Raw genomic sequence first — 23,240 nt, 5'->3', positions numbered from 1 at the left:
CGGGGTCTCAGCGTTGCAGGAACAGGAAGGCGAAGGCGATGCGCCGCCGCCAGAATGGGGTGAGCGGTTCCTCGATCACGCCGAGCCGCTCGTAGGCGTGGAGGAAGGAGCCGGGACCGGTCAGGATCCCGACATGCTTCGCGATGGCGCGCGGCATCATGCGGAAGAGGACCAGTGCGCCCGGCCCGGCCTCGGCGGGCGACACCTCGATCATCATCCGCCGCGCGCCCTCGGCCAGAACTTCGCGCGGTCCGGTCTCGCCCCAATCGCGGCTGTAGGGCGGGATCGGGAATGGCTCGGGGCCCACGACCTCGCGCCAGACGCCCCGGGCCAGCCCGAGGCAATCGCAGCCGACGCCCTTGAGGCTCGCCTGGTCGTGGTAGGGCGTTCCCAGCCACGCTCGCGCCGCGGCGATGACCCTCTCCGGATCGGCCGGCGTCACAGAACGCCCCCGTCGTGGCCGCCGTCCCGGCTGGCGTAGCGCAGGATCGTGTCTTGGCCGGGGATGTGCGGGAAGCCGCGGAAGTTGGCGGTGTTGGCGAACTGCGCCCCGCAGGTCTCGATCCGCTTGTCGCAGCCCGCTCGAATGGTGAATGCGTCGTCCTCGGCGATAGCCCGCACCGGCGCCTCGAGCAGGGTCAGGATGGCGATGCCGTCGGTTACGTCGTGGCCCAGCACCTCGGCTTTGCGCCCGGCATTCTCGCCGCTGGTCCATTCCACGGTCCCGAAGGTGAACAAGCCGGAGGCAAACGCGCCGAGCCCAGAGGCGGTGAAGGCGCGGTCGCGCAACAGATCGATCACAGCGCCCGCTCCTTTGAAAACGGGATCCTCAAGATCGACGCCGCAGCGCGCATCCCCAAGCGCGGCGTCGCAGGTCGCCTGAAACGTCCGCCCGACCGTCTGGCCCAGCACATGCGCGAGCGAGCGGACCTCGGCGACGAAGGCCAGCCGCCCGCGCCGGATCAGGCCGATGGCGCCGCGCCGCATCAGCACGCGCTGGCTCGTATCGGCCCAGTTCACCCGCCAGACCTCGACCTCGGCATTGTCCCAGCGGCCGTCGAGAATGTCGGTCTCGGTGATCCGGTCCGAGGTCAGCACGCCTTCCGCGTCCTGCGCATCGACGGACAGGTCCGAGCCGGAGCGCACCTCGGACGCCGTGAGCCCGCTCTCGGGCTCGAAGTCGGTCCCGTCGAAGCTGAGCGTCCGGTCGTGGTCGGTGAAGCCGAAACTCGCGCCATCGGCGCGCGCGATCCGCCAGCACCAGGCGAGCGTGGTCGTGCCCTCGTCGAGATGGGCCTGCAGCGCGGGATCGAGGGACTTCATCGGCAGGTTCCCGTCATGCGGTCGTCGAGATCGGCGATCCAGTCCGCCCAGTCCGATGGCACCTCCGCGACAGTCTGGGCAGGAGGCCGGGCGAGCCGCGCCTCGGCATAGGAGGCGCAGCCCGCGTCACCATTTCCCATCGTTGCGACGCAGCCGGTCAGGAGGATCGCCAGCGCCGCGGCCGTCACGAACCGCGTCGCGCCCGCGCTCGACGCGCTCGTTCTTGTCTTGCATGGCATCGCGTTCCGCCTCCCGTTTGCCAGCGTGCTCCCCTTCCACGCGCCCCCAGGCCCGGCCGAGGACGACGCCCCCGACCGCGCCCAGAGCCGCGACCAGCCAGATCAGGTGATCAGCCATCGTGCTGCTCCCCCCGCGCGGCGGCGACGCAGAGGGCTGCGACGAAGACGCCGAGGAAGCCGCCCACGACCAGACCTGCGAGAAACTCAAGCATCGCCGCGGAACCCGCGCTCGATCCGGTCGCGCAGGCCGATCAGGCCCAGACCAAGGAACATCAGCCCCGCCGGCGAGGCATCGCCTGAGCCGGCGAGCAGCGCGACGAGACGGGACAACTCGCCGAGCGGACCGGTGGCTGGCAGCGCGAGGGAGGCGATGCCGGTGAGCATGGCGAGAAGTCCCGCCCACCAGGTGAGTGAGTTGGGTCGGACGTAGCGCATGGGGGTCAAGCCCTCCGGATCAGGGCGGAGAAGAGGGCGGCCAGCCGGGCGAGCCAGCCGGTCGGTGCGGTGGGTGCAGGTTCGAAGACCGGTGGCCTCGGCAGCGGCGACGGCCCGCGAGCCAAGGCCAGAGCCTCATCCTCGGTCAGGCGTCGGATCGGCCGCGAGAAATCCACGCGGCCTGCACGATCCACGGACCAGACCGGGATGGTTCCGCCGGGATAGCGGCCATGGCGGAACAGGTCGCGCTCGGCCTCCCGGCGGGGGATGATCGAGGCCGGTCGCCGCCAGTTCTGAAACGCGTCGGCGGCTGCAACGCGATTGCCGGCATTGAGGTGGCGGGTCAGTGCAGCCTTGGCGATGCCGCCGGTGTTGTAGTGGAAGCTGACCAGCGCATCGAACTCGTGCGGCGCCAGCGGCACCTTCACGGCGCGCAGGACGGCGGCCTCGTAGCGCGCAAGATCGGCGCGGAAGACCCGGAACGCCTCGCGGATCCCGGCGTCCGGATCAGCGGGCATGCCGCGCGGCATGCTGGCCGGATCGGGCGGCCCGGCCGCGGCCGTGTGGCCGATGCCAAAGGTCCAGACCTGTTTCACATCGAGATAGGGTCCGGGCACGAGTCCTTCGTGCCGGACGAGGGCCAGCAGGCCCCGGTCGGTCATGTGCATGGAATTACCGGAGAAGCGAGAGGATCAGGATCAGTGCCGCGACGACGAGACCGATACGCAGGCGGTGAGCGAAGGCCTGCCGAGGGTGGGCGGGGTCGCAGCGGAGAGAGCGCGCGAGGCGGAGAAGGTCATTCATCGCCGCCGCCTTCGTTGGCACGGCGCAGGCGCGCGAGCAGCATCTCGATGAAGGCCGGTCCGAAGACCCCTACGAGATAAGCGGCAGACCCCGCCGCCCCGCCCGCCGGGATCGCTTCGGGCGGAAGGCCGAGCCAGGCGGTGATCACGGCCATGGAAAGGCTGCCCATCCCGGCCGCGATCAGACCGCCGAGCAGGATGTGCCGGAGCGCATCGCGCAGCCGCATCTTCGTGGTCAGCGCGTTCGTCGCGCCGCCAAGCGCCCCCCAGGCGGCCAGGATCACGGCGGTCGAGGCCGCGAGCTCGCGCAGCACGGCCGCAATGAAGCTGCCGGTGTCGTTCATCGCCGGATCTCCAGAAGCGGAATGGAGGTGATCGAGCCGAGTCGTTCGAGGTCGAGCGTCACGTCGAGCACGTCGGTGTCGAAGCGGACCGGCACGTCGAACTCGAACCCGGCGGTGATCGCGACGCCAGCGGCCGGCGCGGCGCCGAAGGTGACGAGGCCGGTCGTGGTGTCGACTGACCAGCCGGAGAGCTGCTCGACACCCGACAGCGCGATGCGCACGGTGCCCGCCACCGGCTTGGCGATGGCGCGCGTCCAGGATTGCGCCCCCGAGGCGTAGAGCTTCACCAGCTGGAAGGCGGTCGTCGCGCCGTCGCCGGTGCCGATCGCCTGATCAGTCGGGGATAATGCGCCCGAGGGCAGGCAAGACTTGTGGTCGCCCCAGTCCTTGAAGCGGAAGCCGTGGAGCCGACCGTTCCGCGCCTCGAAGAAGGCGACGACCGCCGCCAGATCGTCCGCGCGGCGGATGCCATAGGCGACATCGTAGCGGCGGCGCGAGTTGGCCCAGCTGGCGTTGCGCTCCTCGTCGCCCGAGGCGAGCTCGACGATCTGGGTGCGCCGCTCTGGCCCGCCACGCGCGCCGCGGCTGATGTTGTCGGGAAACCGGACCTCGTGAAACGCCATCACATGCCCCTTCGTCCAAGCGACACTGCGCGGGCGATGTCGGCCGCGACCTGGGTGCGGGACTGCCGAAAGCTTTCGGCGTCGCGCGCCATGATGGTGACGTTGACCCCGCCTCCCGCGCCGTAGCTCTGCGCCTCACGCCGCGACAGCACGCGCTCGCCGCGTTGCAGGATCGCGGGCACCTCGTCGTGGCGAAGTCCGGCCATGCCGCCGCCATGCATTCGCGGGGCAGCGGCGAAAGCCATGGCCGGGACCATGCGCGAGGGGCCAGCGGAGCCGACCATCCCGCCCGCATGCAGGACATTGGCGAAAATGCTGCCCGCACCGGAGAACACGCCGGAGAGCGCATTGGCGATCGGTCCCAGAATGAAGCGTCGGGCGGCGAGCTGAGCGAGGTCGGCCAGCAGCGAAGTGACGAGGTCACGGAAGTTCAGCTTGCCGCTCTTCACGAACTGGCCGACCGCGCTCTCGGCCGACTGGAAGGCGCCGACGAGGCTCTGGCCGATATCGCCACCGATCTCGCGCGCCTTGCTGGCGTAGTCAGACAGCGCGGCGGTGACGGCTTGCCAGCCGGTGACCGCGGTCTCCACATTGGGCTCGGTCGCAGCCGCCGCAGCACCTGCGGCAGCGCCGGCATCGGTCGCGGCCTGCCCGGCGCCGTCGAGCGCGGTCTCGAACCGCTCCGCCGCAGCCGTGGCCTCGGCGAGCGCATCTGCGCCGTTCTCGTCTGTGCCGCGCACGGCATCGCGGAGCACCTGCCAGCTTTCGAGAGGCGCACGGGCACCTTCCGCCAGATCGCGCGCCGCCCCGCGATAGAGGTTCGCGGACTCGAGCGCGCGGTTCGCCGCCTCGGCCAGACCAAGGTCGGGCGCGCTCAGTGGGTTGTCCTCGAAGGCCCGGTCGAAGGCCGCCTGTGCCGCCGTCGTGGCTGCACTGGCCGCGCCCTCGAACCGGTTCTCGATCTCACCGAGGTCCAGGTCCGGTACCAGCGAGATGCGCCGCTCCGACCCGAGCGCTTCCAGCCCCTGGTTGAGGCCGCCGATGAAGCCGTTGATGCGCGAGACCACGCCGTTCAGCATCGCCTCGACGCCGTCGACCAGGCTGTTGGCCGCCTGGAACGCCAGATCGCCGATAGCGGCGGGCAGCAGGCCCCAGATCGCCTTGATCGCCTCGTAGGCGCCTTCGAACGTGTTTGCGGCCGTGTTGCCGAATCCGACAACGCTCTCGATGGCGCTCTGCATGCCCGACGCGGCATCGGCCTTCAGGTCGAAGAACATCGCCGTGGCTGCGGCTCCCGCCGCAGCGGCGCCCATCCTGATGCGCTCCCAGACATCGACGGCGACGTCCTTCAGGAGCGACATCGCCCCACCAAAGCCGCCCGCGCCGGAGACAAGGCGGGTGAACTGGTAAACAAGCTCGCCCGCGCCAACGATCAGCGCCCCGATGCCGGTACGGATCAGCGCGCCACGCAGGACGACGAGCGCGGTCGCGAGGCCGCGGACCGAGAGCGCCGCGGCGGCCATGCCGGCGACCCAGCGTCCCGCGAGGAAGGCGGCGAAGGTCGCGGCATAGGTGGTCAGGCGGCCGATGTTGTCGAAGAGGCCGCGGATCGCGATCCCGAGCGGTCCCGTTCGGCTGGCGACCGCGGCCATGGCGTCGGCGACGGCTTCCAGCGCCGGGGCCGCAGCGACCGCCAACTGGTTCGACAGCCCGCGCCAGATCAGCCCGAGCCGGGAGATCGCATCATTCGTCCGCTCGATCTGATCGGCGTCCTGCTCGGAGACGACCACCCCGAAGGCGAGGACGTCCTCGGTCGCCTGGCGCAGCGTCGCGGTGTCGATCCGGCTCATGGCGATGGAGCCTTCCTCGCCGAAGAGCTGGCCCGCCACGGCCGCGCGTTCGGCGGCAGGCACGAAGTTCTCGATGGCCGCGTTGATGGCGCCGACCCGCTGGTCCAGCGGCAGGGCGATCAGCTCATTGGCCGAGAGCCCCAGCCGGTCGAGCGCATCGGCGGCGGGGCCGGTCCCGGCGGCCGCCTGGCTGAGACGGCGGGTCAGATCCTTGGTGGCCTGCTCGATGCCTGACATCGACACGCCCGCCAGTTCGCCCGCGCGCTCCAGCGTCTGGATCGAGGCGACCGTAGTGCCGAGCGACTGCGCGAGCTTCGCCTGCGCATCGACGGTCTGCAGACCGGACCGGATCATCGCCACGCCAGCGGCTGCAGCGGCTGCCACGGCGGCAGCGGCGGCCACGCGCACCCGCCGCGAGAAGGCCGCGAGCCGGACGTTCGCCGCCTCCATCTCGCGGCTCAGCCGTCCGAAGCCGCGCGACCCGGCTTCGCCCACGCCTTCCAGTTCGGCGCGCACCTGCCGTCCGCCCACGGCCGCGAGGCGGACGCTGACCCTCTTCTCAGCCATGGGAGTGATCCATCTGTTCGTTGAGTTTTGTGACGATCACCGCCTCGATGACGGGTAGCAGTTCGGCCGTGACGAGCGGCGGTACGCCGAGGGCGTCACCGAGCGCCAGCGCCGCCGACATGTCCCAGCCGATCACCGCGCCGGGCAACACGCGCAGCTGGCCGCCGAGACGGCCGACCAGGTCCCAGACCTGCCAACCCTCCGGCGTTTCCGGACGGTTCAGCCGCGCCGGGCAGTCCGGGCAGGCTTGCTCGCGGCCCTCGTAGGGTGCGCAGGCTTGGCAGTATCGCTCGCCCCCGCCGAAGGACCATTCGGCGAGAGCGCGGAGGCGTTTTTTTCCTGTTCCAGCAGCAGGCCCTTGGAGACGTAGGTCAGCTGGAAGGCCTCGAAGATCGGCCAGACATCGAGCAAAGCGTCGATAGCCTCGGGGCTCGGCTCGATGGGATTGCCTTCGGCGTCGCCGATGCCCTCCCAGGCGAGCACGGCCCGTCGCGCCAGCGCCTTGGCAAAGGAGACCGCACGCTCCTCGTCGGATGCCTCCTCGGGCAAGGCTTCCACAGCCGGATCGCTGCGCGTCGCCACCATCAGGGCGGTGGTGAGCGGGCGCAGCTGCACCCGCACGCCGGGCGCGAGGTCATGCCAGCGCGGCGCATTGGTCAGGTCGAGCGTCAGCATCAGTAACTCTCCACATCGTTCACGAGGGTGGCGGTGCACATCCGGCCGACGACGCTGTCGCGGGCCGCCTGCCAGTCGAAGGTGGCCTGCACGCCCTGCGGCCCGGAAATCTCGATGCGTGGGCGCGGCAGGTAGACGGCGTGCACGGTGAAGGTGAAGCTCTCACCAGAGGGCAGGACGTAGGCGAACTCCATTTCGCAGGCCTCGCCGTTGATCGCCTGCGTCACCAGCGTCTGGTCGGCAAATCGCACCTCGATCCGGCCAGTGAGCGCGGCGATGGACGGGTCTGCGCCATCGATACGCCCGTCCGAGCGGATGGTCTCGATGCGGTCGAGGTTGTTGGCATAGGTGACCTCGGCCGAGACCACGTTGCCGAGCGCCGTGCCATTTCGGCTGATCGCCCCGTTGAAGTGACCGAAACGTTTCAGCTCTAGCGCGGCGGGCGTACCCGAGCTGGTGGTCGTGCCGACCGTCTCGCCCTGCGCCACCAGCCGCGCGGTTGCCGTCAGCAGCCCCGAGCGCTGCATCTGCCAGGTCAGCTGGTCGAGCACGCAGCCGGAATACATCGCGTAGCGCGGCACCTCCGGCATGCCGGTCTCGATCGACATGCTGGGCAGCGTCCACGACCCAGATTGGAACTCGTGCGTCCAGGGGCCTGTGCCCGTTGTGGTCGGTGCACCGAAGGCGGCCTTCAGCCAGAAGCCGAAGGCTTCGGCGTCGAGCGGCACGACCACGTCGCCATCGGCGGTGACCGCGTCCTTGATCGGCGCCAGCGGGTCGCGGCCGTAGCCGAGCAGTTCCGAATTCAGCAGCGGCTGCTCCGCGCCGAGCGTGGTGCTGGCGAAGGGCATCTTCGTGAAGCCGCTCGCGGGCGGCGTGCCATAGACGGTCTCGAACGCAAGCGCCATCTGCGCCCGCGCCCCCTGGGCTCGTGCCATGGTGATCTCCTCGGGTTGTCGGGGTCAGGCCAGTTGGTCGGCCGTGGAATAGTGCAGGACGACCGGGATTACGGCGGCCTTCAGGCTCGCCGCGCCCTCGACCGGCAGATCGACCGGTCGCGGGGCTTCGGCCTCAACCCAGTCGCAAAGGCCGCCCAACGTGCGGTCGGCGACGAGCGTCGAGCCGATGCCGGCGGTCAGCGTGTCGAAGTCGGCGTCACGGTCGGAGCCCTGCACGACCGCCTCGATCTCGGCCCGGTGCTGGTAGTGGTAGCGCAGCGGCGAGAGCGTGACCTCCGGCTCCCCCGGCTCGCCGTCACGGAGGATCAGCAGGCCCTCGGCCGGCACACGCTCGGGCAGCACCTCGCCGCGGAGCGCAGTGGCGGGCAGCGCCGAGAGCCGCGCATGCAGCGCGGTGAGGATGGTTTCGCGTGGGGTGGGCATTGGCGGCCAGCGATTATTGGATGAGCGTTGCTGTGGCGGCTAACAGTACTGTCTGGCAAAGAAAATTTTGTGCGTGTAGCTTCGAACGCATGTTCAGTCAGTCAACAGAAATGAGCGCTTCGGATCGGCAACCGACCTACCTTACTCTGCACGGCGTTCCCCTTTTGGACGTCCCGCGCAGCGGTGTGGTCTACTTTTCGTTTGATCCCCAGGGAGTCTGGCGTGCCAGCACTGGTGATTTTTCCCATGATATCGAGAATATTTGTGTTCGAATGCACGATGCCCTTGCAGCACAAATCTTCGATGGGATTGGACAATACCACGCAATACTTCCGAAAGTGCCAGAGTGGGTCGTGACTGCCGGACTAAACTCAGAAGCGCCAATCTCCCGTGAACTCTTCGAAAAACTCGTTGGCGCAAACAGCGACCCGACGACTCACAAACTCCTGTACCTGTATGACTGCCGCAGGCTGGTTTCTGGCATTCAGGAGGCACTGATCGAGGTCGTCCAACTTCAGGGCGAATTCTACAAAACGCTCAACTTGGAAGAACTCTTCTATCCCCCCGGCGTCAGCCCGGATGGAATTCGGCACATCGGTTCACCAGTAACCGCAAAGCTGATCGCCCTCATTAACGTGATCTACATTCGTCTGCATAGCCTTCTGGACTACGCCACAAAACTTGTCTTTGAAGCTGAGCATCTAAGAACAGATTTCAGTCGCTACCCTCGTTTGGCGTCGAAAAACAAGCTCTTCGGCGACCGGCGTCGCATTTCACTCAACAATAAAACCGGGACGCTATTTGAGCCCTGCGATCTGATCACGGAAACGGAGGCCCTCCGAAATCTGATCATCCACGACGGATTTTTTGACGAACAACCCAAGGTCTATGAAGTTAGGGCGAATGGTGTCGTACAAGAGCGGTTTATTCTCATGCCCGACCGTGAGAACGGACGCCTCACATCATATGGCAACAGAAACCTCTTTTACGGCAATGAAGATAAGATCAACATGCGCTTGCCCAGTTTCATCGCCGAATTCCAGAAGCGACTTTTGCTGACGGTCAAAGAGACACTAAGAATCCTCAGCTAGCGCGGTGGCGCGCCACTTCTTCAGTTGATATGCCCTTCAACCCAGTTCGCCACGATCAGCCCCGGCACTGCATCGTGTGCCCGCTCGGCATCCCGCGCGAGGTCCAGCCGCTTCGGCAGCTTGACCTGCGGCACCAGCAGGAAGATCGGCACCGTCGTGCGCCCACGGCCAGTCTTGGAGCGTGACGTGACGCCGAGACCTCGACTGTTCAGCCGTCCCTCCGCCACCAGCAGGCTCGGCCCTCTCCGGCGGTAGACGAAGCGCAGGCGCAGCCCACGACGGCGTTCCCATTCGCCGGGGGTGATCTTGCCGCCGCGCAGACCACGCCCGGCGGCCTCGGTCGGGATCGCCAGCCAGAACCCCTCCTTCGAGCGGATCAGCGGGCCGGTGTCGTGGGCGCCGACGATGACCGGCGCCTTGGACCAGACCAGCGCCGCGGCATTCAGGCTTTCGCCGGCCTTTGGGTAGGTCTGGCTCCGGATCGAGTTCGCCAGCCGCCGGCCGAGCCCGGCGCCTGTGATCTGGCCGCGCCAGGCTGTCTTCAGCCCGGTCCCGGCCTCGCGCATGGCAGCGGTCACGGCCTTTTCGCCGGCCTTCACCTCTGCCGCCATGGCGGCGACGAGATCGGGCGCGATGTCGAGCTTCAGCTTCATGACGGTCAGGCCGGGCGCAGGTCCACGGTCCAGACCAGCCGCTCGCGGTCGCGGACGGGCTCGCCCTGGATGAGGAAAGCCTCGCCGTCGATCTCGATCCGGTCGCCGGGGCGCGGGCTCGCCACCTCGGCGAGGCGCAGATCCAACCGGGTGGTCTCCGACCAGATGCGCGCGTCGCCGAAGTTCGTGACGTCGTCCGGCCGGCGCAGGATGGCGCGGACCAGTGACGGCGCCTCGCCCTCAGCGGTGTAGACGACGTCGCGCGCCAGATGCGCGTCGGCGAAGAGCGCGTCGAGAGCGGCAGCGAAGGCGGTCATCAGAAGCTGCCATTGAGGCGCACGCGGCCGATGGTGTCGCCGGCCCCGCCCGCCACCGCGACGACGGCGACGCCGATGAGGGTGTTGTCGGTGGCCACGGTCGTGCAGCGCTTGTTGGTGTCGTCCCAGTAGACCTTGGCGCCGACGGTCCAGGCCTGCGAGCCGATCTTGGTGAGATCGAAGACGCCGGTGAGCGCCGCTTCGACTGTGGCGCCGCTCGCGGCATCGCCGGCCGCGACGCCGAAGATGGAGCCGACGAGCAGGCCACCGCCGGAGGTCACGGCATAGGGCGCGGTCAGGGTGAGGGTGTTGCCGGGCTGGACGTAGTTCTTCATCGCGCATTCCTTTCGCGGAACAACGGGGGGCGGCCCATCGGGACCGCCCGTGCATCAGGGATCAGGGTTCAGGGGGTGGCCCGGCTCACGCGCCGGGGTTCTTGTAGAGGCCGCGCCAGTCGATGGCCTTAGCGCCGAAATCGAGGCGGCACTTGATCTCGACGCCGTCGACGTCGAAGCCGTTGCGCGTCTCGATGTAGGCGCCCTGCTGGCCCTCGAGATAGGCGTACTCGATGGTGTCGATCTGGTTCGGGCTCGCCGCCAGGTACCAGGCCGTCTCGCTGGCCGCGTCGAGTCGGGGCTCGGCGATGGGCGAAAGCGTGCGGATCGACTGCGGTACCACGTTGCCGCTCTGCGCGGGCACGAGGTTCTGGGCCACCAGCTGCTCGGCCTTCAACTCCAGCGCCGCCGGCACGATCAGGAAGGCGGGCCGGATGTTCAGCACCGTCTTCTTGTCGAGCCCGGTCTGTTTGCGCATCGCCGCGCGCGCGAGGCCCACGCTGTCCACCCCAAGCGCCGCGCCGCTGCCGGCGAGGTTCTTGTGGGTCGCGTGGAACAGCGCCGTGCCGTCCGCCATCGCCGGGTTCGACGTCACGATGTCCCAGACCACGTCCGACTCCAGCTGCGCGATGGAGTTGCCGTACATCGCCGGGATCCGGGTGAAGGCGTCGAGATCGTCGTTGATCAGCACCTGCCGGGTGATGGCGACGACGCGGCCGTAGGTTTCGATCCGGTAGCTCTCCTTGCTCTCGCCGAGGGTGCCGCGCTTGAACTCTCCGCTCTCGCCGACCTTCAGAAGCTGCGGCGCCTCGCCCAGCTGGACGCGGTGCATGGCCTTGAAGTCGGTGGCCAGCACCTGCCGGCAGAAGAGCGGGAAGGTCCGCGGATAGGCCTCGTAGGCCTGGCGCAGCGTCTTGTTGGTGACGGCGGCGAGGATCTCGGGGAAGTCCGAGGTCGAGTGCAGCGCGCGGGTCGCCACCTCGTCGCGCGAGAGGCCACGCGTGCTGGCCCCCGCCGTCTCGAGGCTTTCGCGGGCGAGCTCCATCAGCGTCATGCCGCGATACTCGCGGGCGGCGTCCTCCAGCGGGAAGAGCGTCGGGCTATAGCGGTGCAGGAGCGCGTTCGAGATCGCCTCGCGCCGCGTGACCGTGGCGTCGCGCCCGCCGAGCGGGATCGAGACATAGGGGAAGGTCCGCGTCTCGTCCGCCTTCGCCGCGACCTGGTCGAGGATCAGCCGACGCGCCTCGTCGATGGAGACGCCGCGCTGGATAAGGTCGTCCGCAAAGCCGCGCTCGAGCTGGAGCTTATCGGCGAGGCCATGGATCGCGGAGACGCGCTCGCGCTCCTGCGCGCGGGCTTCGCTGACCAGCGCGTCGGTGTCGGCGCTGCGGGTGCGATCCTCCGGCACCGGATCGGGCGCGGGTTTCGTGGCCTTGGGCCTGGTGTCGGCGGCGCGGGTCTGCGCATCGGCAGCGCCGGTCTTGTCATCGGTCATCTGGGTCTCCTCGGGCGCTGCCATGGTATTGCTCTGCTCGGCCGTCTCGGCCGGGTTTTGGGGCTTGTCCGTCATTGGGGATGCTCCTTCGCTGGTGGGGGCGTCCCGGCGGTGGAGGACGCAAGTCTCGTGTTCGCGGTGCGCGCGGAAGCCGGCGGCGGGGTCGGCGCCCACGGGCACGGCGGAGATCTCGAACGGGGTCCAGTCCACCGCCCGCCAGAGTTCGCGCTGGCCATCGGGCTTCGAGATCTCGAAGCGGTGGACCTGGTAGCCGATGGAGACCGCGCGGATGTGCCCGGCCTCGATGTCGCGCCAGATGTCGCCCACCGCGTCGCGCTCGGAGAGCCGGATGCGGGCGATGCCCTGACCGTTCTCGATCCGCGCCGAACCCGGCACGACCGAGCCGATCACCGCGTCGAGGTCGTGCGCCTCGTGCACCTTCAGGAAGGGCGCGCCCGCGTTCAGTCGCTCGAGCCGCACATGCTCGGGCGCCATGCTCAGTTCCTCGTCATGCGGCTCGCCGAAGAGCGCGGCGCGCCGCACCCGGGCGCCGGTCGACCAGATCACCTCGACACTGCGCGTCTCCGGGTCGATGCTGTTCGGCGATAGCTCCGCCGACCGGCGGAACGCCGGCAGTTCGATCGTCTGCTCCATGTATGGATCCTCGTCAGGCCGCTTCCGCATCAGGGTCTTCCGGATCGGTCGCGGGGTCGGCCGGCGCATTGGCTTGTGCGCTGCCGGTCTTGGTGACGCGCCGCGGGTCGCTGTCGAGCACGAGGCCCAGCTCGTCGAGCTTGGCGTTCGTGGCCGCGATCTCGGCCAGCACGGCGTCGGGGTTGCGACCTTGCCGAGCGATGGCCTCGGCGAGCGTCATGGTGCCGGAACGAATGGCGAGCAGGTCCGCCATCGCGTCCTTCTGCGGATCGACCGCCTCGAACTTCGGCGGCGACCATTCCACCGGTATGTCCGGCGTCGGGATGCGCCCCGCTGCCCATGCGGCCTCCGTGAACCAGCGCCAGACGGGCGCGCACAACATCGGGATGAACAGCTGCCACTGCACCGCGTCGATCATCCGGCGGAACTCGACGAGCCCGGCGCGGATCGACGAGTAGTTCACCTGGCTGAGATCGCCGGTCAGCAGCTCGTAGGGCACCCGGAAGCCGGCCGAGATCGTGTGCAGGCTCGCGCGCTTGTATTCGCCGTAGCCGCCGGTGGCGGCGGGCTGGTTGAACCGGATGTCCTTGCCGCCGCGGGCATAGGCGATAAGCCCCGGCTCGAACTGCTCGACCCGGTTGCCGTCGGCATCGACCACCGCGGGCGCGATGCCCTGCTGCGCCTCCTCGTCGCCGAAGACGATGGCGGTGACGCAGGCCTCGGTCTTCTTGCGCACAATCTCGGCCACCTCGTAGTCGGCGAGATCGCGAAGCGCGCGGATGACGGGCGCGCCCCAGGGCACGCCGCGCGCCTGCGTGCGCTGCTTCTCGTAGACATGGGCGATCTCGCTGGCCGGCACCGCGCGACTGGTGAGCCCGCCCGTCAGGCTGAGCGTCGCGTCGCCCGGATGCGCGCCGAAGAGCCAGTAGGCCCGGCGCCGGCCGAGCGCGTCGAACTCGATGCCCTGCACCGCCTGGCCCGCGCCGAGGGCGCCGTTGCGGGTGGCGTCGAGGAAATCGGCCTCGAGGAGTTGCAGCTGGACCGGCGGCATGACGCCGTCGCCGGGACGGCGCGGACGGCGACGGATCAGCACCTCGCCGGCCTCGACCATCTCGCGGCAGGCGAGCGTCTGCAGCCCGTAGAAGTCGAGCTGGCCGTCCGCGTCGCAGCCCCGCGCCCAGATCTCGAAGAGCCGGTCCACCTCGCGGTCGAGCGCGGCGTCGCCGCTCGCGGCGCGCGGCATGATCCCGGCGCCGACGATGTTGTTCACGAGCACCGAGACCGCCTTGGCCGCGTGCGGGTTGTTGCGCACCAGGTCCCGCATCCGGTCCCGCAAGAGCGCGCCGGCCCGGCCGATCTCGGCGTCGGCCGAGGATCCCGGCGCGTGCCAGCCGTCCGTGCGTCGTCCCCGCGCCGCGCCCTCGTAGGAGCGCGCGAGCCCTTCGAAGGCCTGCCGCGCCAGCACCCGGCGCGTGGCCGTGCGCGGGGCGACCGAGGCGATGGCCCTGTCGAGCCACGAGACCATCAGCGGTCCCCGCGCGAGAAGCCGGCGAAGCCCGCGATGGGCCGGGCCGTCGTCCCGGCGATCTGGCGCTCGATGGTCCGGATGCGCCCGAGCAGGTCCTCGGCCGAACCGTAGTCCACGGTCTTGCCGTCATAGCTCACCCGCGTCGTCCCGCTCGCATAGGCACGCCGGAGCGCCGCCAGTTCAGCCTCTGTCCAGTCGGCCATCTTCAGAACCATCCTTCCCGCCGTCCGAGCCAGTCGGAGCGGCGCTTGCCTTGCGGGCCCGCGTCGGGCCGCCCGATAAGGCCCGCCGGGCTGTCCATGCCGCTCGGCACGCCGAGCTGCGCTTCGAGATCGGCCCATGTCGTCTCGGGCCAGCGATCCGCGCCGGCGACCCAGGCCGCGGCGCGGGCGTAGACCCGGCAGTCCAGCGCCTCGTTGCGTTCGCGGAGTTTCTGCCATTCGAGCTTGGCGAAGCCGCGCCGGTTGCGCACCGTCACAAGCTGCTCGGCCGTCAGCTGCCGGATCCACTCCGTGTCGGCCCAGCCGGGCAGATGCACCGTGCCGGACGAGAACGCCGCGCCGGCCTCCAGCTCTTCCGGCGTCGGCCGGGCCAGCCGCAGGAAGCGGTAGGTCTCGGCCTTGAAGGTCGAGGTTGCCACGGTCCAGAGCCGCGCGCCGCGGCGCAGCCGCTTGCCGCCCGCGGTCGCGTCCACGAAGGTCGGCCCCGACACCGGGCTCGAACGATTGAAGCCTTCGAGCCCCTTGACCGGCGCCACCTGCGCGAAGCCGACCGAGCGCGCCCAGCCATAGACCGCGGCCGTCTCGTAGCCCGTGTCGATGGCGAGCCTTGCAAGGCCCAGTTCCGCGCCGCCGGCATGTCGCCAGCTGCGGCCCAGCAGGTCAGTCAGCGCCTCCCATGCCTCGGGTCGCGCCGGGCCGCCCTCGATCACGACGTGATCGACGAGCCAGCTTTCCAGCCCGCGGCCCCAGGCCCAGACATCGACCTCGATCCGGTCCTTCTGCACGTCCGCGCCGGCGGTCAGGAACAGACCCTTGTCCGGGACCGTGCCGGCCGGCCAGTCCTCGCGCCGCTCGGCGATCCGCTGCCAGTCCGGCGCATCGCCTGTCTCGATCCAGGTCTCGCCGAGCACGGTGTTGCGGAACACGCGCTCGGCCTCGTCGGAGCCCGCCGCCGTCTCCTTGTCGCGCGCGATGTCGGCCCAGCTCTTCCACCCCGGCGGCGAATAGAGCGCCGAGAGATGAAACCCCACCGTCCGCGCATCGCGGGCCTCGGCGGTCGCCCGCCAATCTCCCGCGGCCAGCATCGCCAGCTTGTGGTGTTCCTCGATCCGCTCGTCGCAGGCATCGCAATGGTACGCCGCCGTCTCCGGTTTGCCCTTTTCCCAGCGCAGCCGCTCGAAGCGCAGCCACTGCATCGCGCCGCAATGCGGACACGGCACGAAGAAGCGGCGCTGGTCGCTGGCCTCGTATTCCCGCTCGATCCGGCTGACGCCGCGGATCGTCGGCGTCGAGACCAGGAAGACCTTGCGCCGATGCGCGAATGTCAGCGAGCGCGCCTCGGCGAGCCCGACCGGATCGCCTTCCTCGTCGGCCGAGGCCGGATATGCGTCGACCTCGTCGAGGAAGACGTAGCGCGCCGGCATCGAGCGCAGGCCCACCGCCGAGTTCGCGCCGGTCATCACCAGCACGCCGCCCGGGAAATCCTTTGACAGCTGCGTGTTGCCGCTGTCGCGCGCCCGTGCGGGACGGACCCGCTCCTTCAGCGCCGGGCTCTCCTCGATCAACGGGTCGATCCGCTGGCGCGAGTTCCGCTTGGCAAGCTCCACCGTCGGCTGGACCGCCAGCATCGGCCCCGGCGCATGGTGGATCACGAAGCCGATCCAGTTGTTGCCGGCCTCGGTCGCTCCGACCTGCGCGGCCTTCATGAACACGACCCGCTGCGTCGCATCGCCGGGCGAGAGCGCGTCCATGATCGCGCGCATGTAGGGCGTGCGCTCGGTCCGATACCGGCCAGGCTCGGCGCTCGCCCGCGAGCTCAGCCAGCGATGCGTGTCCGACCATTCCGAGACCGTCAGCCAGGGATCGGGCGTGAGCCCGCGGCCCCAGGCCCGGAGCAGCGCCTCCGCCCCGTCAAAGGTCGCGATCTCGTCAGAGGGCGATCCGGGGCTGGGCGAGTTCCTCGAGATGGGCGCGGACATGGGCCTCCAGAACCTTCTGCATGGCCGCCGTCTCCGTTCCCAACTCCGCCGCCATCAGCGCAGCCACCCGCGCCGGCCAGTTGACCCACGCATCACGTTCCTCGCGCGCGAGCCGGAACACCAGCGAGATCGCGCGGTTGCGGTCGACCAACTCGCCCCTCTTGATCTGGAGCCCGAGCTTGCGCTCCTGAGCCTTCATGATCTCGTTGAAGGTCTTGGCCTTCATGTAGGCACCGGCTTCGCCGACCTCCGGAACGGTGACCCCGTTCTCGCGCAGCGTCTCGTTGGCAGAGGCAATGACCGCCGCCGGCACCGGCTTCATTCCGCCTGGACGGCCTGCGGCCTTCGGTCTGCTCTTCGACAGATCGGTCGTCTCGGCCCGTCGCCGGTCGGAAGCTTCAGCGTCGATGGAGTCATCGGGGAAGAGCACGAGCCTTCCGGCCCTCTTCGCCTTCTGGATCGCGCCGCGCGACAGCCCGACATGGGCGGCGTACTGGCGCTCGCTCATGCCCTGCATTGCCAGCCCCGTTTATCATTCAAAGTCAGGTGCTTATCGAGTTGATAAGCCTCGCGGACAGAGCGAACTTCGATCCCACAAGGACGATGCAACTCACCCGGAGCCACCACGATGACCACCCGCCCGAACCCGATCACCACCCCCCGCCACGAACTCCGCGCCGAGAAGGCGCGCCGGAACAGGGAAGCGGCCCTGAACGCCTTCATCGGCAAGAAGACCGAGATCGACGAGATGCTCGCCCGCCTGCAGGCGCTCAGCGACGACCATTTCAACTGCCATCCCGACGAGGTCGGCTGGGCCATGGTCGGCACCCTTGAACACTACGCCAGCCTCCTGAAGCGCATAACCGACAGCGCCTTTGGCGAGGGCGAACACGCCCGCTGATCTCCGGAACAGCCGGAACTCCCGCCGCGCGCCCTGCGCGGCTTGGGGTCGTAGAAGGCGCCGCATGCCGCGGGCCCGAATACGGAGACGACCCCATGACACAGATCCAGCTTTCAGACGCCCAAGCCGTCATCCTGTCCACCGCCTGCGCGCGCGAGGACGGAGCGGTGTTTCCCGTCACCGCCAGCCTCAAGGGCGGCGCCGTCGGCAACGTCTGCAAGAGCCTTCTCAAGCAGGGCCTGATCGAGGAAATCGCCGCCACGGATCTCAACACGGTCTGGCGGCACGATGAGGAGCGCGGCCCGATCACGCTGCGCGCCACCCCGCTCGCCTACAGCACCCTCGGCATCACGGACGATCAGGATGAGACGCCGCCGGCGGAAACGCCGACCGCCCCTGTCCAGCGCCGGAAGGGCACCAAGCAGGAAACACTGATCGCGATGCTCCGCGCCGAGGGCGGCGCGACCATCGACGAGATCGTCGAAGCCACCGGATGGCAACCGCATACCGTTCGGGGCGCCATGTCCGGCGCGCTGAAAAAGAAACTTGGGCTGACCATCACCTCGGAGAAGGTCGAGGGGCGCGGCAGGACCTACATGATCGCCGACGACTGACGCCGCACACGAAGACGGTCCCGATGCCGCCGTCCCGCATGGGGCGGCGGTGTCTTATTGCCATGACAGCAGGTCACGCGCGGCGGCCTGCAGGATGTCCTGCGCCATGCGAGGCTCGCAGGTGTAGATCCCGCCCGGCTCCGGCTCCCCCACATGCTCCTCGAACCAGCCGCGCCCCTCGTCCGAAATCGGACGCAGGACGACGATGGTCCCATGATCGTTGATCTCGATATGCTGCCAGCTTTCGGACATGGCCCAACGCTACCAGCGCGACCGAGCGCCCGCCAGCGCGATGGTCACCAGCCGCGCAGGCGCTCGAACAGCCGCCGCAGCAGATAGCCGCGGGCCAGCGAGACGCCGACGAAGGCGAGACCGATGGTCATGTGCTCGGCGAGCCCCGTCTCGATCCCGAACCATGGGAAGACGACGATCTGCGTTGCGATGGCCAGAACGTAGCCGACGACGACATTCGTCGCGGCCTCGACCATAGACATGAGGCGGCTCTGTTTCATGATGCAGCGCCTCCCGCGGCGACCGCGGAAGGGAGCCTCGCCAGAGCCGCACGGTAAACGCCCGTGACATCCACGACGATCACGGACTCGGGATAGCTCCTCAAGACCGTCCAGAGGTCCTTTTCGGGAACCAGTCCAACCGTCTGTCTGTGTCTGCCCCTGGTCCAGTTCGCAAAAAAGAAGAACAGCCCCGGACTTTCGGGGATCCGGTTCATCGTGGCGAGTTCCTCGCGAAGATCGCCGGCGATCAGACCCATCGCGTTGATCGACAGGCAGTGCGGTCGAAGCGCGTTGATGACCGCGAGGCATGCGAGATCGCGCCAATCGAACCGCCGGCGCTGACCGGGTCGGACCTCCTCGGAGGGCCGGTAGTGACCACGCGAGATCCACTGGCTCAGCTCGCCAGTCGTCATCAGGCAGGCGTCCGCAACATCATGAATCGTCCAGGTCTTCACTCCGCCCCCTCATCCATCGGCCAGCAGTTCAGCTGCGAGAGTTCGGAGCGCATGCGCCGCGACCAGCGGGACCACTCCGTTGCCACAGAGCCGAAGCCGGTCCACCCGGTGGGCCAGCCCATCAGCGCCTCGACGAACAGCGGGTTCAAGGTCCGGGGCGTGTCGCAGGAACTCGCGCCAGCCGTCGGCATCACCAGGACCTGGCGGCCAAGCAGCCCGTTCACCGGCGTGTTCGCAAGGCTCGTCGCCCCGTCCTTGTGATCCCGCGCCGTCGGCGTCATCCACATCCGCATCGCATCGCAGAGCGTGGACCCGTCGTTGCGCGGGCGCGCCGTCTCGCTGCGATTGCTCGTCCGGTTCCGCGTGCCCTTGCTGTCGCCGGCGAGTGGCGTCGGCCAGAGCCGCATCATCTCCGTCCGGTTCCCGCCGCTCGACCGCGTCCCCGAGCAGGCGCGCGGGGTCGGCCAGGTGGTCGCGCTCGCGGTGGGCGAGGATGAAGAGCCGCTCGCGCTTGTGCGGCGCGCCGACTTCCGCCGCCGTGAAGAGGCCTGCCGCAAGGCGGTAGCCCAGGCCGACCAGTCCTCCGGCGACCTCAGGGAAGCCGAGGCGGAGATGATGGGCGACATTCTCGAGGAACACAAAGGGCGGCTCGACCTCGCCGACGATCCGGGCGACATGGGGCCAGAGGTGCCGCGGATCGTCCGCGCCCCGGCGCTTGCCCGCGACGGAGAACGGCTGGCACGGATAGCCCGCAGTGACGATGTCCACCGCGCCGCGCCACGGGCGGCCGTCGAAGGTGGCAACGTCGTCCCAGACAGGCGCCGGATCCAGGGCCGCGTCTTCCATCCGCGCCACGAGGATGGCCGCGGCGTAGGCGTCCCGCTCGACGTGACCCACAATGCGATATCCGGGGAGGGCCAGGTGCAGCCCGAGGTCGAGGCCACCGGCCCCGGAACAGAGCGAGAGGCCGAACAGGCACGCGTCGTCGTCCCCGGCAGGCAGGCCGGAGGAAGGTAGAGCCACGCCATCCACGTCGTCAGGCCGCGTGGGCCCCCTCGGCCGGAGTCGGCGTCTCGCCCAGCCGCTCGGCCTTCACCTCGGCGAAGGTCCGGCCATCACCGTCGAGGATAGCCTCGTGGCCGGTTTCGACCTGCCAGCGCTCCACGGCGACATCGACATAGGCCGCGCTGATCTCCATCGCGAAGACCCGGCGACCATTGGCCTCGCCCGCCATGATCTGCGAGCCGGAGCCAGAGAACGGCTCGTAGCAGAGTCCGCCACGGGCGACGTGCTGGCGCATCGGGATCCCGAAGGCGTCTAGCGGCTTCGGCGTCGGATGGTCGGGTCGCTCGTCCTTGGCGAAGGACGGCATCTCCCAGGTCGAGGGCAGCGTCTGCTCGGCCACCTTCGGCGGCCGGTTCGGGCGGCGCCAGCCCATGAAACAGGGCTCGTGCTTCCAGAGGTAGTGGGACCGGGTGAGCACCCCGCGGTCCTTCACCCAGATGATCTGCTGATGCACGAAGGCGCCCGCCTTTTCCCAGCAGGCTTCCAGCATCGCCTGGCGGCGCGAGGCGTGCCAGCAGTACCACGCCGCATCCTCGGTGATCGCCTCTGCGACCGCGGCGCTGATGAAGCCGTCGTAGAGCTCCGCGCCCTGAGAACTGTCGTCCCAAGTGACGCCATAGGACTGGCTCCAATCCTTGTTCCGCGTCGGGTGGTTCGAGCCGTCGTAGTCGACGAGATACGGCGGGTCAGTCGCGAACAGCACCGCGCGCTCGCCGTTCATCAAGCGACGCACGTCGTCGTGGTTCGTGCTGTCCCCGCAGAGCAGCCGGTGGTCGTCGAGGATCCAGAGATCGCCCGTCCGCGAGGCCGGATTGCGCGGCGGCTCGGGGATGGTCACCGGAGGCAGCGAGCCCCCGGCGCCACCCTCTTCTTCGCCGCCCCCGTCCGTATCGAAGGCCAGCAGCTTGTCGAGTTCGCCGTCGGAAAAGCCGACCAGGGAGAGATCGTAGTCGTCGGCCAGCAGGTCCTGCAGCTCCGCCGAGAGCAGCGCCTCGTCCCAGCTGCCGAGTTCCGTCAGCTTGTTGTCTGCGATGCGATAGGCTCGGCGCTGCGCCTCGGTCAGATGTCCGAGCACGATGACCGGGGCCTCGGTCAGACCGAGCTGCGTCGCCGCCAGCACGCGGCCGTGGCCCGCGATCAGCTCCCCGTCCTCGCCCACGAGGCAGGGCACGGTCCAGCCGAACTCGGCCATGCTGGCGGCGATCTTGGCGACCTGGTCGGCCCCGTGCACCTTCGCGTTCTTGGCGTAGGGCTGGAGCTTGGCCAGAGGCCAGGTTTCGATCCGCTCGGGGGCGAAGCTCAGCGTCATGGGCGGGTGGTTTCCGTCGATGAGGTGGATGCCAGCCGGGGTCCGGACTCCGGATACCACGCCGGACTCCAGGCGGGGTCCGGCGGCATCCGGGGTATCCGGCCCGAAGGCCAGCGTTCATTGGGGTTCGCGCGAGCGGCGGGTGGCTCCGGCTTCCGGGTGGCTTCCCAAAAATCCGGCCCTGACGCTGGCGAAATGCCGAGCCAAGCCCGCCAGCATACGCAGGTCGCGCGGAAGGAACCGCGAACTCGGCCGAGGGGCGTGGTGGGGGCGGACAGCGGTCCGAAAGGAAAGGATCGGCGCCTTTTCTTTCTTAGCGGGCCCCGCCAACGAAAGGATGGTTTCGTTCGGGACCGCGCCGCGCGCGCCTCTCCCGAGCTTATCCCGAACCTAGCCCCTGAACCGGTTTTCTGTCCCGTCGAAAACTGTCCGCCGCACACCTTCCTCGGTGGCACGCAGGGTTACGCGCCACCGGCCAGTTCGATCACGCGCCGCTTCGACAGGTTGCGGTTGAACCGACGCCGGTTGAGCTTCAGCGAGATGACGCAGAGCCCGTAGAGCCAGTGCTGATGGGCGGCCGAGCGTTGCAGCCCGACCGTCCAGCAGATGGTCTTCCACCGCTCGCCATGGGCGCGCATCCAGACGATCTTGCCATCGACGGGGTCGAGGCAGGCGGTCCAGGTCAGCGTCTCCTCCATACGGCTGATCGCCTGTGGCGAGGGCAGCACGCGCATGGGCTTCGGCTCCTGGCCCACCTTGTCGGCGAAGGAGTGGATTATCTCGGGCCACGTGCTGAAGTAGCCCTGCCGACGCGGCTCGGGCAGGCGCCTCAGCACGAAGGCCGCTTCGGCGAGACGGGCCTCGACGAGGGACGGGGTCCACTTATCCATGGCGCCCTCCCTCGTCGGAGGGGCGCGGTCCGTAGAGCTTCTCGCCGAGCTGTCGGACGAGCTCCCGTTCCGGCCAGGTCAGCCGCGCGTCCTCGAGCGAGACGGCGAGCAGACCCTGCTCGCGCCAGCCGTCGCGCTTCACCTGGTCGGGATCCCGGCGCTGGCCGCCGTAGCCCTTGGGATGCCACCTCATGCGACACCCCCGTTCGTCTCGATCGCCCAGAGCAGAAGCGCGATGGCGTCGGCCTCGTTGTCGTCGACGGGGCTGAAGCCTCGGGCCCGCGCGGACGCGATCATCGCTTCCTTCGACGCGTTGCCCTTGCCGGTGGCGTGGCGCTTGATCGTGCCGACGGGAACGCCGGCATAGGGCACGCCCCGCAGTTCCGCCCATGCGGTCAGCGTGGCCATCATTCCGCCATAGACATGCGCGGCGTCCGTTCCGGCGTGGCGACGCACCTCCTCGAACCAGATCGCGGCAACCGGCCCCGACAGGCGGTCGATCTCGGTGAGCCAGTTCGTGAAGCGCAGATAGCGCATGCCGCCACCGTCATAGCGGCCGGGGCGGAAGCTCGCGGTCCCGCTGGTGATCAGCCCGTCCGGGGCGCGCAACGCCCAGCCGGTGCTGGTGCCGAGATCCAGCGCGAGAATGCAGCGGTCGAGCGTGCCGGCAGCCGTGAGAGGCGCCGGGGCGATGTGTGGGGGGCGGTCCATGACGACCTCCTCTTCGATTGAGAGGCCGGGGCGGCACGGCTGCACGGGTCGAGCGGCAGCACGCGCGCCCGGGCCGGGATCGCGAGGTCTGGTCAGGGTCACGTTGTCGATGCCGGGGGCGCCCGGCGCTTCCTTCAATGGCTTCACTCCGTCCGCTTGAAGGAAGTGGGGCCGCAAGCCATTGGCAGAATGAGGATAAATCTCTTCTTTCAATATTTCAGTTACTTCATGGGGTATGTGTCTGGCTTCCATCCCCACCCACGCGCGCG

At 69.0% G+C, this 23,240-nt stretch carries 32 protein-coding genes and 1 pseudogene; 3 read left to right on the top strand and 30 right to left on the bottom strand.

Annotated features, from left to right (window positions below; translation table 11 throughout):
• Nucleotides 1-7: 7 nt before the first annotated feature.
• The 13 genes from LOS78_RS00675 to LOS78_RS00620 form a co-directional block, all read right to left on the bottom strand.
• Nucleotides 8-442, bottom strand: coding sequence for an NlpC/P60 family protein (locus tag LOS78_RS00675; protein WP_230376448.1), 435 nt, complete (start codon nt 440-442; stop codon nt 8-10).
• Entirely contained in the window at nt 439-1,323 is an 885-nt protein-coding gene (locus LOS78_RS00670; RefSeq protein WP_230376447.1) for a DUF2163 domain-containing protein, read from the bottom strand. The genes LOS78_RS00675 and LOS78_RS00670 overlap by 4 nt, the downstream gene beginning before the upstream one ends.
• 126 nt (nt 1,324-1,449) lie before the next feature.
• Nucleotides 1,450-1,680, bottom strand: a complete 231-nt coding sequence (locus LOS78_RS00665; RefSeq protein WP_230376446.1) for a hypothetical protein — start codon at nt 1,678-1,680, stop codon at nt 1,450-1,452.
• Nucleotides 1,673-1,774: a DUF3789 domain-containing protein gene (locus LOS78_RS22060; protein WP_371824701.1), complete on the bottom strand. Its 102-nt coding sequence runs from the start codon at nt 1,772-1,774 to the stop codon at nt 1,673-1,675. Before LOS78_RS22060 ends, LOS78_RS00665 begins: the two co-directional genes overlap by 8 nt.
• The gene (locus LOS78_RS00660) at nt 1,767-1,946 is read right to left on the bottom strand and encodes a hypothetical protein (RefSeq protein ID WP_007426701.1); all 180 of its coding nucleotides are present in this window, start codon (nt 1,944-1,946) and stop codon (nt 1,767-1,769) included. The genes LOS78_RS22060 and LOS78_RS00660 overlap by 8 nt, the downstream gene beginning before the upstream one ends.
• Nucleotides 1,947-2,002: 56 nt before the next feature.
• Nucleotides 2,003-2,665 (bottom strand): lysozyme, encoded by a 663-nt coding sequence (locus LOS78_RS00655; RefSeq protein WP_230376445.1) that lies wholly within the window; start codon nt 2,663-2,665, stop codon nt 2,003-2,005.
• 128 nt (nt 2,666-2,793) lie between these two features.
• Nucleotides 2,794-3,144, bottom strand: a complete 351-nt coding sequence (locus LOS78_RS00650; protein ID WP_183829458.1) for a hypothetical protein — start codon at nt 3,142-3,144, stop codon at nt 2,794-2,796.
• On the bottom strand, nt 3,141-3,767 hold the full coding sequence (locus LOS78_RS00645; RefSeq protein WP_230376444.1) for a DUF2460 domain-containing protein: 627 nt from the start codon (nt 3,765-3,767) through the stop codon (nt 3,141-3,143). Before LOS78_RS00645 ends, LOS78_RS00650 begins: the two co-directional genes overlap by 4 nt.
• Entirely contained in the window at nt 3,767-6,184 is a 2,418-nt protein-coding gene (locus tag LOS78_RS00640) for a phage tail tape measure C-terminal domain-containing protein (RefSeq protein WP_230376443.1), read from the bottom strand. The genes LOS78_RS00645 and LOS78_RS00640 overlap by 1 nt, the downstream gene beginning before the upstream one ends.
• The gene (locus tag LOS78_RS00635) at nt 6,177-6,332 is read right to left on the bottom strand and encodes a hypothetical protein (RefSeq protein ID WP_230376983.1); all 156 of its coding nucleotides are present in this window, start codon (nt 6,330-6,332) and stop codon (nt 6,177-6,179) included. The genes LOS78_RS00640 and LOS78_RS00635 overlap by 8 nt, the downstream gene beginning before the upstream one ends.
• A 71-nt stretch (nt 6,333-6,403) precedes the next feature.
• On the bottom strand, nt 6,404-6,859 hold the full coding sequence (locus LOS78_RS00630) for a hypothetical protein (protein ID WP_230376442.1): 456 nt from the start codon (nt 6,857-6,859) through the stop codon (nt 6,404-6,406).
• Nucleotides 6,859-7,797 (bottom strand): phage tail tube protein, encoded by a 939-nt coding sequence (locus LOS78_RS00625; protein WP_230376441.1) that lies wholly within the window; start codon nt 7,795-7,797, stop codon nt 6,859-6,861. The genes LOS78_RS00630 and LOS78_RS00625 overlap by 1 nt, the downstream gene beginning before the upstream one ends.
• Nucleotides 7,798-7,821: 24 nt before the next feature.
• The gene (locus tag LOS78_RS00620) at nt 7,822-8,241 is read right to left on the bottom strand and encodes an acyl-CoA transferase (RefSeq protein WP_230376440.1); all 420 of its coding nucleotides are present in this window, start codon (nt 8,239-8,241) and stop codon (nt 7,822-7,824) included.
• Between the two features lie 20 nt (nt 8,242-8,261).
• Between LOS78_RS00620 and LOS78_RS00615 the strand changes: the two genes are divergently transcribed.
• Nucleotides 8,262-9,332: a hypothetical protein gene (locus LOS78_RS00615; RefSeq protein ID WP_230376439.1), complete on the top strand. Its 1,071-nt coding sequence runs from the start codon at nt 8,262-8,264 to the stop codon at nt 9,330-9,332.
• Nucleotides 9,333-9,352: 20 nt separating this feature from the next.
• On the opposite strand, the gene LOS78_RS00610 is transcribed toward LOS78_RS00615, so the two are convergent.
• From LOS78_RS00610 to LOS78_RS00575, 8 genes are all read right to left on the bottom strand, one after another.
• Nucleotides 9,353-9,985: a DUF6441 family protein gene (locus LOS78_RS00610; RefSeq protein WP_230376438.1), complete on the bottom strand. Its 633-nt coding sequence runs from the start codon at nt 9,983-9,985 to the stop codon at nt 9,353-9,355.
• A 5-nt stretch (nt 9,986-9,990) separates the two neighbouring features.
• A complete protein-coding gene (locus LOS78_RS00605) occupies nt 9,991-10,302 on the bottom strand; it encodes a hypothetical protein (protein ID WP_230376437.1) in 312 nt (103 codons plus the stop codon).
• Nucleotides 10,302-10,637 (bottom strand): DUF2190 family protein, encoded by a 336-nt coding sequence (locus LOS78_RS00600; protein ID WP_230376436.1) that lies wholly within the window; start codon nt 10,635-10,637, stop codon nt 10,302-10,304. Before LOS78_RS00600 ends, LOS78_RS00605 begins: the two co-directional genes overlap by 1 nt.
• A gap of 85 nt (nt 10,638-10,722) precedes the next feature.
• Nucleotides 10,723-12,786: a prohead protease/major capsid protein fusion protein gene (locus tag LOS78_RS00595; RefSeq protein ID WP_230376435.1), complete on the bottom strand. Its 2,064-nt coding sequence runs from the start codon at nt 12,784-12,786 to the stop codon at nt 10,723-10,725.
• Between the two features lie 13 nt (nt 12,787-12,799).
• Complete coding sequence (locus LOS78_RS00590; protein WP_230376434.1) at nt 12,800-14,311, bottom strand: phage portal protein; 1,512 nt, start codon at nt 14,309-14,311, stop codon at nt 12,800-12,802.
• The gene (locus LOS78_RS00585; protein WP_008887551.1) at nt 14,311-14,517 is read right to left on the bottom strand and encodes a phage head-tail joining protein; all 207 of its coding nucleotides are present in this window, start codon (nt 14,515-14,517) and stop codon (nt 14,311-14,313) included. The genes LOS78_RS00590 and LOS78_RS00585 overlap by 1 nt, the downstream gene beginning before the upstream one ends.
• A gap of 2 nt (nt 14,518-14,519) precedes the next feature.
• On the bottom strand, nt 14,520-16,514 hold the full coding sequence (locus LOS78_RS00580; RefSeq protein WP_230376433.1) for a phage terminase large subunit family protein: 1,995 nt from the start codon (nt 16,512-16,514) through the stop codon (nt 14,520-14,522).
• Nucleotides 16,465-17,031, bottom strand: a complete 567-nt coding sequence (locus LOS78_RS00575) for a hypothetical protein (RefSeq protein WP_230376432.1) — start codon at nt 17,029-17,031, stop codon at nt 16,465-16,467. The genes LOS78_RS00580 and LOS78_RS00575 overlap by 50 nt, the downstream gene beginning before the upstream one ends.
• Nucleotides 17,032-17,142: 111 nt before the next feature.
• Here LOS78_RS00575 and LOS78_RS00570 point away from each other — a divergent pair, with 111 nt between their 5' ends.
• Nucleotides 17,143-17,415 carry a hypothetical protein gene (locus LOS78_RS00570; protein WP_230376431.1) on the top strand — a complete coding sequence of 91 codons (273 nt, stop codon included), beginning with the start codon at nt 17,143-17,145 and terminating at the stop codon, nt 17,413-17,415.
• A gap of 95 nt (nt 17,416-17,510) precedes the next feature.
• Complete coding sequence (locus LOS78_RS00565) at nt 17,511-18,029, top strand: DUF3489 domain-containing protein (protein ID WP_230376430.1); 519 nt, start codon at nt 17,511-17,513, stop codon at nt 18,027-18,029.
• A gap of 54 nt (nt 18,030-18,083) precedes the next feature.
• Here the strand turns inward: LOS78_RS00565 and LOS78_RS00560 are convergent, their stop codons facing one another.
• The 9 genes and pseudogenes from LOS78_RS00560 to LOS78_RS00520 all read right to left on the bottom strand — a co-directional run bounded on the left by LOS78_RS00560 (nt 18,084) and on the right by LOS78_RS00520 (nt 22,971).
• Nucleotides 18,084-18,281 carry a hypothetical protein gene (locus tag LOS78_RS00560; RefSeq protein WP_230376429.1) on the bottom strand — a complete coding sequence of 66 codons (198 nt, stop codon included), beginning with the start codon at nt 18,279-18,281 and terminating at the stop codon, nt 18,084-18,086.
• 44 nt (nt 18,282-18,325) lie between these two features.
• Entirely contained in the window at nt 18,326-18,541 is a 216-nt protein-coding gene (locus LOS78_RS00555) for a hypothetical protein (RefSeq protein ID WP_230376428.1), read from the bottom strand.
• Complete coding sequence (locus tag LOS78_RS00550; RefSeq protein WP_230376427.1) at nt 18,538-18,996, bottom strand: MerR family transcriptional regulator; 459 nt, start codon at nt 18,994-18,996, stop codon at nt 18,538-18,540. Before LOS78_RS00550 ends, LOS78_RS00555 begins: the two co-directional genes overlap by 4 nt.
• Complete coding sequence (locus LOS78_RS00545; RefSeq protein ID WP_230376982.1) at nt 18,993-19,277, bottom strand: hypothetical protein; 285 nt, start codon at nt 19,275-19,277, stop codon at nt 18,993-18,995. Before LOS78_RS00545 ends, LOS78_RS00550 begins: the two co-directional genes overlap by 4 nt.
• Nucleotides 19,278-19,521: 244 nt before the next feature.
• Nucleotides 19,522-20,019: pseudogene (locus LOS78_RS00540) on the bottom strand (DNA cytosine methyltransferase); the annotation flags it as partial.
• Between the two features lie 13 nt (nt 20,020-20,032).
• Nucleotides 20,033-21,370, bottom strand: a complete 1,338-nt coding sequence (locus tag LOS78_RS00535) for a site-specific DNA-methyltransferase (RefSeq protein ID WP_230376426.1) — start codon at nt 21,368-21,370, stop codon at nt 20,033-20,035.
• Between the two features lie 461 nt (nt 21,371-21,831).
• Nucleotides 21,832-22,260, bottom strand: a complete 429-nt coding sequence (locus LOS78_RS00530; RefSeq protein ID WP_230376425.1) for a DUF6362 family protein — start codon at nt 22,258-22,260, stop codon at nt 21,832-21,834.
• On the bottom strand, nt 22,253-22,453 hold the full coding sequence (locus LOS78_RS00525) for a hypothetical protein (RefSeq protein ID WP_118136908.1): 201 nt from the start codon (nt 22,451-22,453) through the stop codon (nt 22,253-22,255). Before LOS78_RS00525 ends, LOS78_RS00530 begins: the two co-directional genes overlap by 8 nt.
• Nucleotides 22,450-22,971: a crossover junction endodeoxyribonuclease RuvC gene (locus LOS78_RS00520; RefSeq protein WP_230376946.1), complete on the bottom strand. Its 522-nt coding sequence runs from the start codon at nt 22,969-22,971 to the stop codon at nt 22,450-22,452. The genes LOS78_RS00525 and LOS78_RS00520 overlap by 4 nt, the downstream gene beginning before the upstream one ends.
• Nucleotides 22,972-23,240 lie beyond the last annotated feature (269 nt).

Source organism: Paracoccus sp. MA, from assembly GCF_020990385.1.
Classification (GTDB): domain Bacteria; phylum Pseudomonadota; class Alphaproteobacteria; order Rhodobacterales; family Rhodobacteraceae; genus Paracoccus.
This window is presented reverse-complemented; position numbering and strand designations above follow the sequence as displayed.